Below are 14,779 nucleotides of genomic sequence, written 5' to 3'. Positions count from 1 at the left end.
CGAAAAATGACGGCCACAGATCGCTAGATCCCCCATTCCCGCCGGATTTCCGAAGGCACGAGCACAAAAAGATGGCGATTACGGGCGGGAATCTTACAGGGACTTCGCGCGCATTAGCAGGTCGACGTGCACCTTGTTCCCGGTGATCTCAACCAGGTAGACGCCTGCCGTCCGGACGACCATCTCCTTCTGGGTCTCGCTGCTGTACAGCCGGGCAAACCCGTCCTGCGCAACGACAGCCCCGGTGCCCTGATCCCGGATCGTGATCTCGAACCAGACATTGCTGTCGATGTTGGTGAATTTTACGGTCTGGGTCTTCTGCGACCCGTACTGGCTGGTAACGGTCTTTGTCCGGGTGATGGTGTCCGGGTCTACCGTGAACGCGACGAGCAGCGGCGGGGCGGTCAGGTTGTAGACGAACGCTTCCTTCGTGTAGTCGTAGCGCGCCGTTTTATTGTATATCTCGAGGTACTCGTTGTTGAGCCGCTCCGATTCGGGAGGGGTGCGATAGGTCGGTTGTGCGACCTCGGCGATTGCCCTTTCGGTCGGATAGGGTGTTGCGGGTGTCACATAGGTCGGGGTGGGCGATGCTGACGGCCCCTCCTGCCCGCCATCTCCCGACGACCCTCCGCCTGACCAGAAGGGAGTCTCTTCAGGCGGCAGCTCGGCACATCCCGCCGAGGCGAGAGCAAGGGTCAGAACCGCCGCCATAAATATCGCGCCATACACCCGCTTCATGGAATAGGAGTTATCCAACCCAGTATTTATTCTTTTATCCTGAAATAGGGGAGGAATGGAAAATGCATGTGTATAAATAAGGAATTCACAATCAATCACCGTCGGAGAGGATCTCGTTCGCCGTGAACGGCAGGTGGGAACGGATCGTTCCCGCGGCCAGGCAGCAAGCGACTCAGCGGCTCCGGACGGGATCGAAACGACCAGCAATCATTATCTACGTCTGTACACAAGGGGGTATGATTCTGAATGGACACGAAGCAGGGAAAACAGGCAGAAAGCACAGTCGCGCCGGCGAGCACGCTCTGTGAAACCGAGACAATCGCCGCTGCGAACACACTCCCTGAGCGGATCGTTGCACTCCTCAGGGGATGCGTCTACATGAGGCTGCTCACCGTCCTCACCGCAGTCGGTCTGCTGCTGCGGTGCTACCACCCCGGTTACAACCCGCTCTGGCCAGGCGAGGGACAGACACTGCACTTTGCCGGGCAGAGCCTCGCAGGCATCTGGGCTTCTATGGCTGGAGGTGAATTCGCCCCACCGCTCTTCTCCGGGATGGAGAACGTCATGCTGCTCTTCGGCGAGAGCGAGTTTGTGCTCCGCTTCATCCCGGCACTCCTCGGGGTCCTGACGATACCGATCATGTACTTTGTCGGGGCGACGTTCCGGGACAAGAACACCGGCATCATCGCGGCAGCACTCATGACCTTCTCCCCATTCCATATCTTCTACGCACAGGAGGCATGGGCGTACGCACCGATGCTCTTCTTCTTTGCGCTCTCCCTGCCCTTTTACATAAAGGCGCTGCGGACCGACGACCTCGGGTCGTGGGTCATCTTTGGCATCCTGGGCTCTCTCGCCTTCTGGACGCACTTCTATGCTTTCTTCCCAATAGGCCTCCTCCTGCTCTTCGCCGCGGCGTCGAAGATACAGGCGGTGCGGCAGAACCCGATGACGCTCCGGAACCCGGCTATCGGAGCTCTGGCCTTCGCCATCGCCGTCACCGCCGAGCCCTTCGTCGTGCGGACGGCAGCAGCCACGACCTACGGGATGCAGAGTCTTCCCGTCATCTCCCAGACGCTCCTGAAGGTTTCATGGTACAGCGAGCTCGTCCTGGCCTTCTTCCTGATCCTCTTCGCCGTCGGACTCTGGTTCATCTGGCGAGAGACCAGAAAGGGAGCGGCCCTCATCGCCGGCATGATCGTTCTCCCGCTGATCGTCAGTGCCCTTCTCGCAGGGAGCATGCCGATGATGCCGCACCATCTCATCTGCCTGCTGCCGTTCTGGTTCGTCGGCATTGCCGCATCAAACCAGGCACTCGTCGGCGCGCTTGGTACGAAGAAAACCATCTACGCCTTCATCGCAGTCATCGCGCTCATCAACATTCCGTTCTACGCCTCCTACTATCCGGGATTCTAGAAGAACGACTGGCGCGAGCATTCCGATGGCCGCGAAGGGATGACAGCGGACGGCCTTGCACCGATCCGGGAACCGCATCCCGATACGCGCACGCTCGCCGCCTTCACCGGCGACATCATGGCTGCAAACCCTAAAGGTGACACCCTCGCACGGATCCAGCAGAACATCGCCTTCACAAGGCTGCATATGGAAACGTACGCTTTCAAATCGGGGTAATGCAGAATACACCGATAAATACCGATTCTCCTCTCATCGTCACCATTCCACCTGCAACGAAGAGGAGAACACAGCCGCCATCGAGGCGGTCGACGATACGCCGCCACAGGGAACCCGTCCACCTTCAGCGACCGGAAATAGCGGGAAAGCAAATTTAAACCCCCAGGATTGGCGCATGCCTCCGTAAGTTTACCGATATCAACCTTCAGGCACTCCGGCACCGGGACGGCGCATTCTGGAGCGAATGGACAAAGATTGTCTCCTTCGGGCTGGTCGGGCTCTCCGGGTTTTTCATCAGCGCCCCCTTCCTTTACGGCCTCACCGATATCACGGGCATTTACTGCCGTGTCACAAATCCGGCAGGAATATTTCGCCGCGTTCACCGGGAACTACCTCATGAGCCGGCAGCACACCTGGAAGACGCTGTAAAGGCCGGCAAGAGCCAGGGTTCATGCAGGATCTCTCTTCCCGTTCCCGACCACATCCGATCCCGCCTATCGACGATCGAAAGGGGGGAGATCTTCACGGCGGTGGGGATGGGGGAGCACGCCCCTCACACGCCGGAGTAAGCGGCCATGACGCGTTGGTAGACCCGGGCGGCGTTCTCGAGGTCCGCCACGCCGACCCGCTCGTCCACAGCGTGGAGCAGGGTGATCTCGCCGGGCCCGTACTCGGCAACATCGAAACCTGCCGCCCTCAGGTACCGGGCATCCGTCGCCGCCCACTGAAGGATCGGCGCCGCCGGAGCGGCGTAGACCGCTTCAATCGCTGAACAGAGTGTCCCGACGAGCACCGTGTCGGCCGGCGTCAGCGTCGGGTCCGCGAGATTGATCTCGCGGACCGCTGCATGCTCTGCACGGGCGGTTATCGCAGCAAGGAGCGTCCCGGCCGAGCAGCCCCAGGGGACACGGATATCGAGCTCCATCCTGCACCGCTCGGCAACAATATTTGCTTTCTCCCCGCCCTCGATCCGCCCGGGGTTGTACATGATCCGGGTCAGGACGTCCCGGAGCCCCTGCATCCCGAAGACCTCCTCGAGCGCCTGCGACGACCGCTCCACGAGATCCTGCATCGCTTCCCCGGCAACGTACCGCTGCTGGTGCAGCTCCTTCATGTACTCAAGAAGGTCGAAAGCCTCCATGACGGCGCTCCTGCCGACCACCGGGTAGAGCGAGCTATGCCCCGGTTCACCGGTGAAGTCGATCTCCAGCCGGCAGAGCCCCTTCTGGCCGATGGTGGGGCAGAGCGGCGGGGTCGGTTCCGCGATCAGGCAGTCGCGAGGCACGAGCAGATCCTGTGCGAGCAGGGACTGGATGCCGTACTCTCCGCCGGTCTCCTCGTCGCAGACAAAGGCAAACTGGACGGCCGCCTCTTCGCCGGCGTTGACGAGCTTCTGGTACGCCGCGAGGAGCGCAGCACAGCCACCTTTCATATCGGTGGCACCGCGTCCCCAGACGTAGCCGTCCGCAACATCGCCGCTGTACGGATGGTGCGTCCAGCCGTCGGCGATGGCGGGCACCACATCGAGATGGCCGCAGAGGAGGAGCCGGGCGCCGGGCGCTGTCGTAACGAGGTTCGCCCTGCCGCCGGGGTGGCTGTCGACCACGCTCCGAACGCCGAGCGAATCAAGAAAACCCTTGATGTACTCGACTACCTCGGCGGTGCTTCCCGGCGGGTTCTCACTCTGGATCTGCACAAGGGACGAACAGAGATGGGCGACATCCATGGATATCCCCTCACGCCGACTTCTGGCTTCTCACATATTCATCGAAGAGCTTCGCGAGCGGCGAACCCCGGTAGATCTGCTGCAGAAACGGCCGGTCGAAGAGCTGATCGGCGAACAGCCCGAAATATTCCGCCGGGATCGGCCGTTTATCGTCGGGGTTCAGCACGATACGGAAGCTCCGGTAGCATGCCGGGTCGTCGCTGTCATAGATGCCGCTCCAGAGGAGCGGAAGCGACTCAAAGATCTCGTTGCGCTCCTGCTTCAGCCAGTTGATGAACCCGGGGAAGTAGGGCCGGTCCCCCTCGCTCTCCTGGTCGAGGCGCCAGCGGAGATATTCCATACTCATGATATTTTTCGGGGACATGTAGTTGTACGCGAGCATCCCCAGGGTAAAATCGAGGTGTGCAATTGCATCGACGAAGTAAAAATTCAGCACGGGATGGAAGTCGGAGGGGTCCTCAAGGATCAGCGACTTGTGATACAGCTTCTTCATGACATGAGTATACTCGTTCTCTTCCAGCATACCCATCTTATTGGGGAGAGAGATATAAAATGTTGCTTTGGAGGAAAAAGGATGATCTGGAGGCCCCCAGGGGGGAGACGCGGCCTACCGGAAGAACGGTTCCCGGATCTCGACGGCTTTCTGGAAGGCCGCCTCGAGTTCGTCTCCGTGCTTCCCCCGGATATCGACCAGGTTATCGCTCCGCAGAAGGCAGGGCTTGAGCTTGCCGTCGGAGGTGAGGCGAAGCCGGTTGCAGAAGGCGCAGAACTCGGTGTTGTGGAGCGGCCGCACGACCTCCACTTCGGCGTTGTCGAGGCAGTATTTCTTGCGGTGGTGCATCCGCCGCGTCACGATCTGCGTCGCCCGGGTATCCAGGTCGCGCTCGACGCCGTCGACGTCGCTGTGGGAGGTGCAGTTCCCAAAGTCCATCAGCTCGATCACCTGCAGGATCAGATCTCGGTTTCCGCGGACGAACGCCATGAAGTCGTCGAGCTCGTCGTCGTTGATCCCCTTGAGGAGCACCATGTTGAGCTTCACCGGCGTCAGCCCGGCATCGATCGCGGCCCGGATGCCGGCAAGCACCCGGTCCAGCTGATCCTTGCCGGTGATCTCCTGGTAGCGTTCGCGCTTCAGCGTGTCGAGACTGACGTTGACCCTCGATAAACCCGCTGCCTTGAGAGCCTGCGCCTTCTCTGCAAGCAGCGTCCCGTTGGTCGTCATGGAGACCTCGATGCCCGGGGGCACGGCACGGATGATATCAAGGATGTCGGGGCGGAGCAACGGCTCGCCGCCGGTGAGCTTGATGCTCCTGATACCGAACTTCTTGCCGACCTGCATGATCTCGGCGATCTCCTCTACGCTCATCTGCTCCTTCGGATCGACCTCCCCTTCGGCGTGGCAGTAGATGCACGCAAGGTTGCATCGCTGCGTCAGGCTGATGCGGAGATTCGTCACGGTCCGGCCGTATGCGTCTTGTAATACCATCCTCTCATCCTATGAAATTTTTTGCAATGATGTACGTCTCGGCACTGCCTTTCCGCGATGCCTTCGTCCGGTATCCCCTGACCGACCGGAAATGCTCTTTGATCTCGTTCATCAGGTCGGCGAAGAGTTCGCCCTGAAACGATTTGATGACGAGGTTGCCCCCGGGTTTGAGGACGTTGCAGGCGAACGCGAGAGCCTCCTCCCCGAGCGCGACGGCTCGTGCCTGGTCATAGCTCTTCTGCCCCGAGAGTTTCGGAGACGCATCCGATACAACGACGTTCACGACCTCGAGATCAGCGCAGATCCGTTCCTGAACCTCGCTCTCCGTGAAGTCCCCGACGATGGTGGTAACACCCTCGATCGGTGCGATAGGGTTTACGTCGACACCGACAATCTTGCCGTCGGTCAGTTCGCGCAGCACCTGAAGCCAGCTCCCGGGTGCGGCGCCCAGGTCGACCACGTTGTCGTCGGGTCTGATGATCTCGTTCCTCTCCTGGACTTCCAGGAGTTTGTATGCGGCGCGTGACCGGTACCCGGCCTTCATGGCGCGTGTATAGACCTTGTCTCTCGCCCACTGAGAACCCATTCTGTAAATACTCCTTCTGTGGGTGGCCGACATTGGGGAGACGGCGCACCGATGGATCATGAAAAGATCAGTGATCTAATGTACTTTCCTGCAACATCAAGGTATAGCATTCAGGCAACAAACCGATTGGAGTGGGAGAAGGGAAAAATCGCAAAACACTATTAGTAAAAGTATGATTATATAGGTTATAATTGAGTTTTATAAGGGGTCATGATGCTAAAGGCAACGATTGATGCGGAGATATTCAGGGAGTCCATTGATGCAATTGCGGCTCTTGTTACCGAGTGCCGGCTCCATACAGAGGAGGATATGCTCGTAACGCGAGCCGTCGACACCGCAAACGTGGCGATGGTCTCGCTGGAACTGAAGAGCACGGCCTTTGACGCGTATTCGGCAACGGCAGGTGAACTCGGCCTTGACATCGCCAAGATGAAGAATATTCTGGGGATGATGGGCAGAGGCGATGCACTGACACTGAACCTCCTCGACGAGGAGCGGAAGTTGGAACTTGCGTTCAAGGGCTACAAGTATTCGATCACCCTCCTTGACGCCAGCACCATCAGAAAGGATCCAAGCCCCCCGACGATAGAACTGCCCGGAAAGGCGGTCATCTCCGGGAGCGCGCTGAACAACGCCATCAAGGCGGCGGCAGTCATATCGGACAAGATAGCCCTCGGCATCGATCCCGATGCCATGACCTTCTATATGGAGGCGGAAGGGGACACCGATCATATCAAGCTCGCTCTCGGCGAGGACGAACTCGTCGCCTTGAACCCGGTCGGCGCACGCTCCCTCTTCTCGCTCGACTACCTCAAGGACATGGGCAAAGTCATGGCAAAGGCCGACGAGGTCGAGGTCAACCTGGGCGTCGATCACCCGGTGAAGTTCGCATTCGATATCGCTGACGGCAACGGCAGGGTCGAGTATCTACTTGCTCCCCGGATCGAGGCTGATTGATGGTCATCGCGTTTGACTACAAAGACCTTGCAAAATATCCTTTTTTAAAAGAATCGGAGCAGCTCGTCAGGAAACACTTTGACTCACTCGACCGGTTCCTCTCAGGACCCCGGGGAGATGAAGCGCTTCAGCGGGCAAAAGAGCGCATCCTCGACGCCATCGACCCGAAGTGGGAGTTTCGGGAGGAGGACGCGCACCGGCTCCCCCCCGAGATCGAGATCGCGAGCTACGCCCTCGCCCGGATCCTGGTCTCCTGCGCAGGAGACCGTCTGCTCCCCGAACGGCTCACCCGGTATGAAGCGATCGCTGTATCGCATTTTCTGGAGAGTGAAGAGGCGGAGAAGAAGCGATACGTCGCGCAGTTCGTCGGTCTCGATCTTGCGAAGAGTTCGCTGCCGGTGCCCGAGTACATCGAACTGATCACCCAGCTGCGCGATGCCCGGTGGCGCCTCATTAACCGCGACATCCAGAGCGGCCTCGTCAGGCTTGAGGCGGCCGAGTACGACGAGTTGCTCCGTGAACGGATCCGGGTGGTGCTTCTCCGGAATCTCCCGCTACGGGTGCCGTCAACGCTCTGCGAACGCTTTGCCCCGATCATTGACGAGATCGGCGCTGCATACCAGCAGCAGATGCTGGAGCAGTTCGGAGCGGTCGAGGAAGAGGCATTCCCCCCCTGCATCGGCGGGCTTATCGGGGCAGTCACCGCCGGAACGAACCTGACGCATATGGGACGGTTCGCCATCACCGCATTTCTCCACACCATCGGGATGAACACCTTCCAGATCGGCGAGGTCTTCGCACGCGCCCCTGACTTCGACCCGGAAAAGACGATGTATCAGGTGGAGCACATCTCAGGAAGCAGCGGAACGGCGTATACGCCGCCGTCGTGCGCAACGATGCGGACGTTCGGCCTCTGCCTCAATCGCGATGCAATCTGCGAGCAGGTCAACCATCCGCTCTCGTACTATCGGCGGAAAAAGAAGAAGATCGGGAAGCCAAAGCAGGCTTAGGCAACTCTTTTATCGAGCTGGTAGCCTGCTGCGCTGAGCGTGACGATAAAGATCACGAGAGCGACGAGATACGCGAGGCCCTGAGCTTCGGCCATGACCATGGGCAGGAGCACGATCAGCGCAATGTAGAGCGCAAGGGTTGCAACCGCGACCAAGACCTCGATGATTCGGTTCTGCATGATAAGGAATGTTTGCCCGGAGCGGGTATATCCTTTATGCATTCGTCGGGAGCGCATCTACCGCCATCTTTATGATCCTGCAGCCAAAACCCGAACCTATGGACAGAGCCGGAGCGGAGAGGCTCCTCCACGAGTACGTAACGACCGGGTCGCTCCTGATCCACAGCTATGCCACAGCGGCAGTGATGCGGAAGATTGCAGAGCACCTCGGCGAAGATGCCGGCACCTGGGAGGTCATCGGCCTTCTGCACGATATCGACTACGAGGTCACGGAGGGCGATATGACCCGGCACGGGCGTGAGGGATACCGTATCCTGACCGAAAGCGGTCTTCCCGAAGACCAGGCACGGGTCGTCATGCGGCACAACCACATGCTCTTTGGAGATTACACCGCACCGGTCGAGATCGCCCTTCAGGCGTCGGACAGCGTCTCGGGACTGGTGCTTGCCTGTGCACTGGTGAAGGGCGGCAGGATCGACGACGTCACCCCAAAGACCGTCCGGAAGAAGTTTAGGGAGAAAGCGTTCGCCGCCGGATGCGAACGCGACCGGATACGCGCCGTCGAGCCCCTGATGGATCTCGAGACACTCTACCGCCTGGCGATCGAGGGGCTTGCCGAAGATCGCGACCGGGTCGGCCTCGCATAGGCGGTATCCTTATCCCGTTCATCTGCGAAGGGTATGTGCTATGATCTCGGATGAACGCGCACAGGTCATGCGCAGCCTGGAGCAGGCCGTCGGGATGCTCGCCCAGTCGATGGACGTCCGCCTCATCCCGGAGGTCGGCATGAACATCGCCTATGCACTCCCGGATCCGCGGAGCAGAGACGACGTCGCGGCGGTTCAGGGGAGGATCGTGAAACTCGGCGATCAGGTGCATCCGGTCGGCACTGTCGCCTTCGGCGCCAGCGACCATGTCGCCCGGATCGTGATGACTGCCATGAAGTTCGACCCCGCGATCCGGAGCGCGGCGAATATCCGGTTCTCGGAGGCGCTGCTCCCCGAATTTGACACCATGATGTTCGAGGTCTGTTCCTTTGACCGCGCATCGGAGCCGCCCGGCGTCCAGACGATGGACTGGGGCGTGGCGTCGTGCTGCAGGGACGGCATGCCGGATGTTATCTACGATCGCGGCGCTGTCGGAAAAGAACCCATGATCCGGATACTCGGCGAAGATCCCGGAATCGTCGCACATAATATTCTTAAACTGTCAACGCGCATAACATATGCACAATTATAGGAAAGGTCACCATGGGCATTAAACCGTCATATATCAAAAATCTTGGAGAAGAACTGATTGCAAAACACGGCAGCCAGTTTAGCAACAACTTCGACGAAAACAAGCACGCAGTCATGGAAGTTGCCGTGATCGACAGCAAACGTGTCCGCAACCGGGTCGCCGGATATATCTCAAGAAAGATAAATAGAAGAAGACGGTAAACGTCATATCATGTTTGAGGGAGTTCTTCCAGCAATCATTACCCCTTTCACGAGGAGCGATGCGCTGGATCTCGATATTGAAGGATTACGGTCTAACATCACTTTTCTCCTGCAGAACGGCATTCACGGCATCGTCCCGTGCGGTTCGACCGGTGAGTCGGCCACACTCAGTTTTGAGGAGCACGAACGCGTCATCAGCGAGACCGTCGACGTCGTGAACGGCAAGGTTCCTGTGCTCGCCGGCACCGGCTCGAACAACACCGAAGAGGCTTTCAGGCTGACCCGTTCCGCAAAAGACGCCGGGGCGGACGGCGTCCTCGTCATCAGCCCCTACTACAACAAGCCGAACCACTCGGGTCTCATCAAACACTTCACCAGGCTCGCCGACCTCGACATCCCGGTGATCCTCTACAATGTACCGGGTCGAACGGGGCAGAACCTGCAGCCGGACCTGGTCGCCGAGCTCGCAGAGCACCCCGGCATCGCCGGGATCAAAGAGGCGAGCGGAGACATCGTCCAGGTCTCCCAGATCATCGAGGAGACCCGCGACGAAGAGTTCGTCGTGCTCTCGGGAGACGACGCAATGACCCTTCCCATCCTGGCGCTCGGCGGAGACGGCGTCATCTCGGTTGCGGCGAACGTCGAACCGCAGCGTATGGTGCACCTCCACGAGTTCTTTATGGCAGGCGACCTCGAACGGTCGCAGGAGGTGCACTACGAACTCTCGCCGCTCTTCCGCGCCATGTTCATCGACACCAACCCGATTCCGGTGAAGAAAGCGGTCGGGCTCCGCGGTATGGCGGCCGGGCCGGTGCGGCTGCCGCTCGACGACCTCGACGCGGCGAAGACACAGCAGCTGCGGGAGGTGCTCGGGCAGTATGACTAAGATTGCCATCGCCGGAGCCCTCGGCCGGATGGGGACGACGATCGGAAGGATCGTCGACGAATCGCCCGACATGCACCTCGTCGGCGGCATCGATATCAAAGACGGATCGCTCTTCGGTGCCGAAGTCGTGACATCGGATCGGATCGATGCATTCCTGCAGGAGACACGCCCCGACGTCCTCATCGACTTCACCATCGCCCACGCTGCGGTGGAGAACATCAAAGCGGCAGCCCGGAACAATGTTGCGCTCGTCGTCGGCACGACCGGGTTTACGCCCGAGCAGCGTGCGGAGATCGAGGATGCGATCGCCGGCACCGTCCCTGCGGTCATCTCGACCAACTTCAGTATCGGCGTCAACATCTTCTGGCAGATCGTCAGGGAGGCAGCCCGGCTGCTCGGCGACTACGATATCGAGGTGACGGAGGCGCACCACCGCTATAAGAAAGACGCCCCGAGCGGCACGGCAAAGACGATCCTCGAGATTCTCGACCAGGAGGTCGGAAAACGGGAGAAGGCCTACGGCAGGGAGGGAATGGGCGAGCGCAAAGATGAGATCGGCGTCCACGTGATCCGGGGCGGCGATATTGTCGGCGACCATTCCGTGCTCTTTGCCGGGAACTTCGAATGTGTCGAACTCTCGCACCGCGCCTACGACCGGGCGGTCTTTGCCCAGGGCGCAGTCAGGGCGGCCGGCTGGGTGGCGGGCCGGGACCCAGGGATCTACTCGATGAAAGACGTTCTCGGCATATGAATCCGCCGGAATGAAAGCCGGAACCAAAAATTATTTTACATGTTTTGCTGCACATGTACAGTCAGAGGAAATACATTGACAGTAAAGATTGACCTTGAAAAGTGTACCGGCTGTGAAACCTGTGTCGACATCTGCCCTGCCGAGGCTATCACCATGGAAGACGGCAAAGCAAAGGTCGACGTCGATCTCTGTGTGGACTGCGAATCCTGTGTCGATGAGTGTCCCGCCGAAGCAATCTCTATGGAGTAAATCGCCGCCCGCATAGCGCGGGACGGCATCCTGCTTCATTCTTCTTCTCGTGAAACGCCTCTGCAGCACAACCGTAGCATACTTGCAACGACTGCTGATCTTCGTTGAGGATGCACACCCGAGCGATGCTCCGGGGTGCACCTTTCCATTTTCCGAGGAACGTGAAGATCGTACTCGTGAAAAATGGCGGTGCTCCGGGAAACACCTGAACGCGGGTAGTGCTCCAGCATATACCTGATGCTTGATCTCAGAGAATCCGACCGAAATTACGCTATCCACCAACCCGCGTTCATGAAAAAAAACCATAGGGAGAAGATTTCCAGTATCGGGCTCTGGTGAAGCCCTATTCCGGCTGTCATTCTTCCCTGACGGGATTAGTGCCGGACCTGGCCGGTTCCCGAAGTTCGGCCTTTTTTCTCACGCATGCCCACATGCCGTGAACCGTGGTGGCTATCGCCATGGGGGCGGGGCAGTCATGGCGATACCCAATGGAAAGCCGTGCCCCCGGGTTGCAATCAATCGGGAACACCCGGACGCGATCGCAACAAAGGGAGTATCAGTTGTTTCGTAGGGCACTACCTGAACGCGACACGATGTCTCCACGCCCAACCTCCCGGGTGCCGCAATCTGGCGGCGTACCGCGGCGACATCCTCACGGCGGGTGGGGCGAGGGGAGGGCGGGTCTCCCCCCTCACCCTTCCCCCAACGCTGGTGCCACCACGGTTCCCGGGGTCGGGGAAACGGCTCATCGAGACACACATCCTATTAGCCACCTGCTTGAGAGACAAAACGGAAGTATCCGCTGAAAACAGCCAGGGCCGGGTGCGAGTGCCGGAGCAGATCCGGACGCCATGCAGCGGAAAAAATCATATGACGGCATCGTCAGAGCGTTCGCCGCACTGAGGGGCTTGAGAATCGACATCCCGTGAGATAGTCCCCTGGGAACCGGGACGGCCAACTCACCTTCGGGTTTCGAGCAGTATGCATCTCAGGTATGAATACCCTCCCAACCAATCTCGTGGCGCTGCAGAGGCTTAAAGCCATTTGGGATTGAGAGAGGGAGCCCTTTCAGCCTAACGCTTGTGGAACCGGGTCTTCCCGCCGTACGGGATAGAAATCACATTATTTAATAACACCAACACTACAGATACTCTTGCCTATGATAAACGTAGGGGTGCTTGGTGCCACTGGAGCGGTGGGACAGCGCTTCGTTCAGCTTCTGGCTGATCATCCATGGTTCAATCTCCATACGCTCACCGCTTCCGAACGGAGTGCAGGAAAAAAATACGGCAGTATCGTGAACTGGCGCCTTGATGCGCCGTTCCCGGATTCTATCGGCGAGACCGTCGTCACTCCGACGACCGTCGAGAGCGTGAAGGACTGCGATCTGGTATTCTCGGCGCTTCCTGCCGAGATTGCGACGCCGCTCGAGGCCGGCATCGCAGAGGCCGGCGTCGCCGTCTGCAGCAACGCCCGCTCACACCGCATGGACCCGGACGTCCCGCTGGTCGTGCCGGAGGTCAATCCCGACCATCTCGGCCTCATCGATCTGCAGCGGGATCGGGGGAGGGACGGCTTCATCGTCACAAACCCGAACTGCTCCACCATCGTACTCGTTATGGCGCTTGCACCGCTGCGCTCGTTTGCATTCACTGATGTGCGTGTCGCGACCATGCAGGCGATCTCGGGCGGAGGGTTCTCGGGGGTATCCGCAATGGATATCTACGATAATGTTATTCCCTACATCGGCTCTGAAGAGGAGAAGATGGAGACCGAGACCCGCAAGATCATGGGGAGGTTCACCGGTTCGGAGATCGAAGACGCTCCATTCGGCGTGAGTGCAAGCTGCCACCGCGTTCCGGTTATCGATGGCCACACGCTTGCAGTGTGGATGGATGTGGGGGCCCCGGTATCCGAAGTGAAAAAAGCTTACGCAAACTTTAAATCCCCGTTCAGCAATCTTCCCTTACAACCGGCAAAGCCAGTTGAGATCTTCGACCAGCCCGATCGTCCGCAGCCGCGCCTTGACCGCAACAGGGGAAGAGGCATGACGGTCTCGGTTGGGAGAATACGGGAGGGACTGCGATTCATTGCACTCGGTCACAACACCATCCGTGGGGCTGCCGGTGCTTCCGTGCTCAATGCCGAGCTGATCTATTCGAAAAAGTATCTCTAAAGAGGTGGGTCAACGATGATTAAAGACAACACAGTATTCGTAGGGAACAAACCTGTCATGAACTACGTGCTCGCGGTGGTAACCCAGTTCAACAACGGAGCGGGCGAGGTTGCAATCAAAGCACGCGGCAAGGCAATCTCGCGGGCGGTCGATACGGCCGAGATCGCCCTGAACCGGTTTCTCGAGAACGTCAGTAAGAAGGAGATCTTCACATCCACCGAGATGATCGATACCGATACCGGCAAGACCAACGTATCGAGCATCGAGATTGTACTCATTCAGGCACGGTGAGCAGGTCGGGACACGTCATCCTATATTCTGCACTTCAGCGACGATCCCGGGCTCCGAGAAGAGTATAGGCCCGGGAACACATTCACCGAACGGCAACCCACGCTACGGCCTCTTTCACCCCTATTCTGTCGACATCCCCCCACCGCCGACGGTAGATCCCACACCATTTCTTCAGGGATACCATAAAGGATTTATCGGCTGCTCTCAAACGTACTGAAGCATGAGATGGGCGGCACCTGTCATCGTACTGATGCTCCTCGCCGTACTGGCTGCTCCAGCCTTTGCAAACGATGATTCGGCGCGATACAGTTACATCTCCATAGAAAACGTCTCTATCAACCTTGCAGAGGAGCACGCCGTCGTCACCGTCGACTACACCATAGACGATGGGATCAGCCTGCTTGTTATGCTGCTCGGCAAATCGGATCTCAGGCGGAAGGTACTTGAAGTGCTGGACTTTGAGAATGCCCGGGTTCAGCGGCTCGACCTCAACCGTGCCGTCGTTATCGTGAGCAATGCATCGGACGACTACGGCGGTGGCACCTACTGGTTCCCGAAGCATACGTTCACGGTGCAGATACCGGATCTCACCGTCACCACACCGCAGGAGACCAGGCGCTTTACACATGTGCGGGAAGTGCCGGGCGGTATCGGATACTTCGCCGCCACCTGA

General features: G+C 59.0%; 19 protein-coding genes. 13 read left to right on the top strand and 6 right to left on the bottom strand.

The genetic code is table 11. From position 1 onward, the window contains the following. Positions 1 to 93: 93 nt before the first annotated feature. A complete protein-coding gene (locus tag FGU65_RS01230) occupies positions 94 to 738 on the bottom strand; it encodes a hypothetical protein (protein WP_301662576.1) in 645 nt (214 codons plus the stop codon). Positions 739 to 984: 246 nt separating this feature from the next. Between FGU65_RS01230 and FGU65_RS01225 the strand changes: the two genes are divergently transcribed. Further along, positions 985 to 2,154 (top strand): glycosyltransferase family 39 protein, encoded by a 1,170-nt coding sequence (locus FGU65_RS01225; protein ID WP_301662575.1) that lies wholly within the window; start codon positions 985 to 987, stop codon positions 2,152 to 2,154. A gap of 39 nt (positions 2,155 to 2,193) precedes the next feature. Continuing rightward, complete coding sequence (locus FGU65_RS01220) at positions 2,194 to 2,370, top strand: hypothetical protein (RefSeq protein WP_301662574.1); 177 nt, start codon at positions 2,194 to 2,196, stop codon at positions 2,368 to 2,370. A gap of 553 nt (positions 2,371 to 2,923) precedes the next feature. On the opposite strand, the gene FGU65_RS01215 is transcribed toward FGU65_RS01220, so the two are convergent. The 4 genes from FGU65_RS01215 to FGU65_RS01200 all read right to left on the bottom strand — a co-directional run bounded on the left by FGU65_RS01215 (position 2,924) and on the right by FGU65_RS01200 (position 6,168). Next, on the bottom strand, positions 2,924 to 4,096 hold the full coding sequence (locus FGU65_RS01215) for a M20/M25/M40 family metallo-hydrolase (protein WP_301662573.1): 1,173 nt from the start codon (positions 4,094 to 4,096) through the stop codon (positions 2,924 to 2,926). Between the two features lie 10 nt (positions 4,097 to 4,106). Continuing rightward, positions 4,107 to 4,619: a hypothetical protein gene (locus tag FGU65_RS01210; protein WP_301662572.1), complete on the bottom strand. Its 513-nt coding sequence runs from the start codon at positions 4,617 to 4,619 to the stop codon at positions 4,107 to 4,109. An 84-nt stretch (positions 4,620 to 4,703) separates the two neighbouring features. Beyond that, positions 4,704 to 5,582 carry a GTP 3',8-cyclase MoaA gene (gene moaA, locus FGU65_RS01205; RefSeq protein WP_301662571.1) on the bottom strand — a complete coding sequence of 293 codons (879 nt, stop codon included), beginning with the start codon at positions 5,580 to 5,582 and terminating at the stop codon, positions 4,704 to 4,706. A gap of 4 nt (positions 5,583 to 5,586) precedes the next feature. After that, the gene (locus tag FGU65_RS01200; protein ID WP_301662570.1) at positions 5,587 to 6,168 is read right to left on the bottom strand and encodes an RlmE family RNA methyltransferase; all 582 of its coding nucleotides are present in this window, start codon (positions 6,166 to 6,168) and stop codon (positions 5,587 to 5,589) included. Between the two features lie 213 nt (positions 6,169 to 6,381). Here FGU65_RS01200 and FGU65_RS01195 point away from each other — a divergent pair, with 213 nt between their 5' ends. Together FGU65_RS01195 and priL are read left to right on the top strand one after the other, a co-directional pair. Continuing rightward, the gene (locus tag FGU65_RS01195) at positions 6,382 to 7,125 is read left to right on the top strand and encodes a DNA polymerase sliding clamp (protein WP_301662920.1); all 744 of its coding nucleotides are present in this window, start codon (positions 6,382 to 6,384) and stop codon (positions 7,123 to 7,125) included. Continuing rightward, on the top strand, positions 7,125 to 8,135 hold the full coding sequence (gene priL, locus FGU65_RS01190) for a DNA primase regulatory subunit PriL (RefSeq protein ID WP_301662569.1): 1,011 nt from the start codon (positions 7,125 to 7,127) through the stop codon (positions 8,133 to 8,135). Before FGU65_RS01195 ends, priL begins: the two co-directional genes overlap by 1 nt. Here the strand turns inward: priL and FGU65_RS01185 are convergent. Then, positions 8,132 to 8,314, bottom strand: coding sequence for a hypothetical protein (locus tag FGU65_RS01185; protein ID WP_301662568.1), 183 nt, complete (start codon positions 8,312 to 8,314; stop codon positions 8,132 to 8,134). The genes priL and FGU65_RS01185 overlap by 4 nt on opposite strands. 98 nt (positions 8,315 to 8,412) lie before the next feature. Between FGU65_RS01185 and FGU65_RS01180 the strand changes: the two genes are divergently transcribed. The 9 genes from FGU65_RS01180 to FGU65_RS01140 all read left to right on the top strand — a co-directional run bounded on the left by FGU65_RS01180 (position 8,413) and on the right by FGU65_RS01140 (position 14,779). Further along, entirely contained in the window at positions 8,413 to 8,961 is a 549-nt protein-coding gene (locus FGU65_RS01180; protein ID WP_301662567.1) for an HD domain-containing protein, read from the top strand. A 40-nt stretch (positions 8,962 to 9,001) separates the two neighbouring features. After that, positions 9,002 to 9,553, top strand: a complete 552-nt coding sequence (locus FGU65_RS01175) for a thiamine-phosphate synthase family protein (protein ID WP_301662566.1) — start codon at positions 9,002 to 9,004, stop codon at positions 9,551 to 9,553. 11 nt (positions 9,554 to 9,564) lie between these two features. Beyond that, positions 9,565 to 9,753 (top strand): 30S ribosomal protein S17e, encoded by a 189-nt coding sequence (locus FGU65_RS01170; RefSeq protein WP_301662565.1) that lies wholly within the window; start codon positions 9,565 to 9,567, stop codon positions 9,751 to 9,753. 10 nt (positions 9,754 to 9,763) lie between these two features. Beyond that, a complete protein-coding gene (gene dapA, locus FGU65_RS01165) occupies positions 9,764 to 10,639 on the top strand; it encodes a 4-hydroxy-tetrahydrodipicolinate synthase (protein WP_301662564.1) in 876 nt (291 codons plus the stop codon). After that, a complete protein-coding gene (gene dapB, locus FGU65_RS01160; protein WP_301662563.1) occupies positions 10,632 to 11,390 on the top strand; it encodes a 4-hydroxy-tetrahydrodipicolinate reductase in 759 nt (252 codons plus the stop codon). Before dapA ends, dapB begins: the two co-directional genes overlap by 8 nt. Before the next feature lie 75 nt (positions 11,391 to 11,465). Beyond that, complete coding sequence (locus tag FGU65_RS01155; protein ID WP_301662562.1) at positions 11,466 to 11,639, top strand: ferredoxin family protein; 174 nt, start codon at positions 11,466 to 11,468, stop codon at positions 11,637 to 11,639. Between the two features lie 1,159 nt (positions 11,640 to 12,798). Then, positions 12,799 to 13,815, top strand: a complete 1,017-nt coding sequence (gene asd, locus FGU65_RS01150) for an aspartate-semialdehyde dehydrogenase (RefSeq protein ID WP_301662561.1) — start codon at positions 12,799 to 12,801, stop codon at positions 13,813 to 13,815. Between the two features lie 15 nt (positions 13,816 to 13,830). Beyond that, complete coding sequence (gene albA / locus FGU65_RS01145; protein ID WP_301662560.1) at positions 13,831 to 14,106, top strand: DNA-binding protein Alba; 276 nt, start codon at positions 13,831 to 13,833, stop codon at positions 14,104 to 14,106. A 220-nt stretch (positions 14,107 to 14,326) separates the two neighbouring features. Next, a complete protein-coding gene (locus tag FGU65_RS01140; protein ID WP_301662559.1) occupies positions 14,327 to 14,779 on the top strand; it encodes a hypothetical protein in 453 nt (150 codons plus the stop codon).

This window comes from Methanoculleus frigidifontis, from assembly GCF_030464345.1.
Taxonomy (GTDB): Archaea; Halobacteriota; Methanomicrobia; order Methanomicrobiales; family Methanoculleaceae; genus Methanoculleus_A; species Methanoculleus_A frigidifontis.
This window is presented reverse-complemented; position numbering and strand designations above follow the sequence as displayed.

Bases quoted from the DNA above. Each gene is read 5' to 3' on its own strand.
- FGU65_RS01230 (WP_301662576.1), bottom strand. From the start codon at position 738: ATGAAGCGGGTGTATGGCGCGATATTTATGGCGGCGGTTCTGACCCTT.
- FGU65_RS01225 (WP_301662575.1), top strand. From the start codon at position 985: ATGGACACGAAGCAGGGAAAACAGGCAGAAAGCACAGTCGCGCCGGCG.
- FGU65_RS01220 (WP_301662574.1), top strand. From the start codon at position 2,194: ATGACAGCGGACGGCCTTGCACCGATCCGGGAACCGCATCCCGATACG.
- FGU65_RS01215 (WP_301662573.1), bottom strand. From the start codon at position 4,096: ATGGATGTCGCCCATCTCTGTTCGTCCCTTGTGCAGATCCAGAGTGAG.
- FGU65_RS01210 (WP_301662572.1), bottom strand. From the start codon at position 4,619: ATGCTGGAAGAGAACGAGTATACTCATGTCATGAAGAAGCTGTATCAC.
- moaA (WP_301662571.1), bottom strand. From the start codon at position 5,582: ATGGTATTACAAGACGCATACGGCCGGACCGTGACGAATCTCCGCATC.
- FGU65_RS01200 (WP_301662570.1), bottom strand. From the start codon at position 6,168: ATGGGTTCTCAGTGGGCGAGAGACAAGGTCTATACACGCGCCATGAAG.
- FGU65_RS01195 (WP_301662920.1), top strand. From the start codon at position 6,382: ATGCTAAAGGCAACGATTGATGCGGAGATATTCAGGGAGTCCATTGAT.
- priL (WP_301662569.1), top strand. From the start codon at position 7,125: ATGGTCATCGCGTTTGACTACAAAGACCTTGCAAAATATCCTTTTTTA.
- FGU65_RS01185 (WP_301662568.1), bottom strand. From the start codon at position 8,314: ATGCAGAACCGAATCATCGAGGTCTTGGTCGCGGTTGCAACCCTTGCG.
- FGU65_RS01180 (WP_301662567.1), top strand. From the start codon at position 8,413: ATGGACAGAGCCGGAGCGGAGAGGCTCCTCCACGAGTACGTAACGACC.
- FGU65_RS01175 (WP_301662566.1), top strand. From the start codon at position 9,002: ATGATCTCGGATGAACGCGCACAGGTCATGCGCAGCCTGGAGCAGGCC.
- FGU65_RS01170 (WP_301662565.1), top strand. From the start codon at position 9,565: ATGGGCATTAAACCGTCATATATCAAAAATCTTGGAGAAGAACTGATT.
- dapA (WP_301662564.1), top strand. From the start codon at position 9,764: ATGTTTGAGGGAGTTCTTCCAGCAATCATTACCCCTTTCACGAGGAGC.
- dapB (WP_301662563.1), top strand. From the start codon at position 10,632: ATGACTAAGATTGCCATCGCCGGAGCCCTCGGCCGGATGGGGACGACG.
- asd (WP_301662561.1), top strand. From the start codon at position 12,799: ATGATAAACGTAGGGGTGCTTGGTGCCACTGGAGCGGTGGGACAGCGC.
- albA (WP_301662560.1), top strand. From the start codon at position 13,831: ATGATTAAAGACAACACAGTATTCGTAGGGAACAAACCTGTCATGAAC.
- FGU65_RS01140 (WP_301662559.1), top strand. From the start codon at position 14,327: ATGAGATGGGCGGCACCTGTCATCGTACTGATGCTCCTCGCCGTACTG.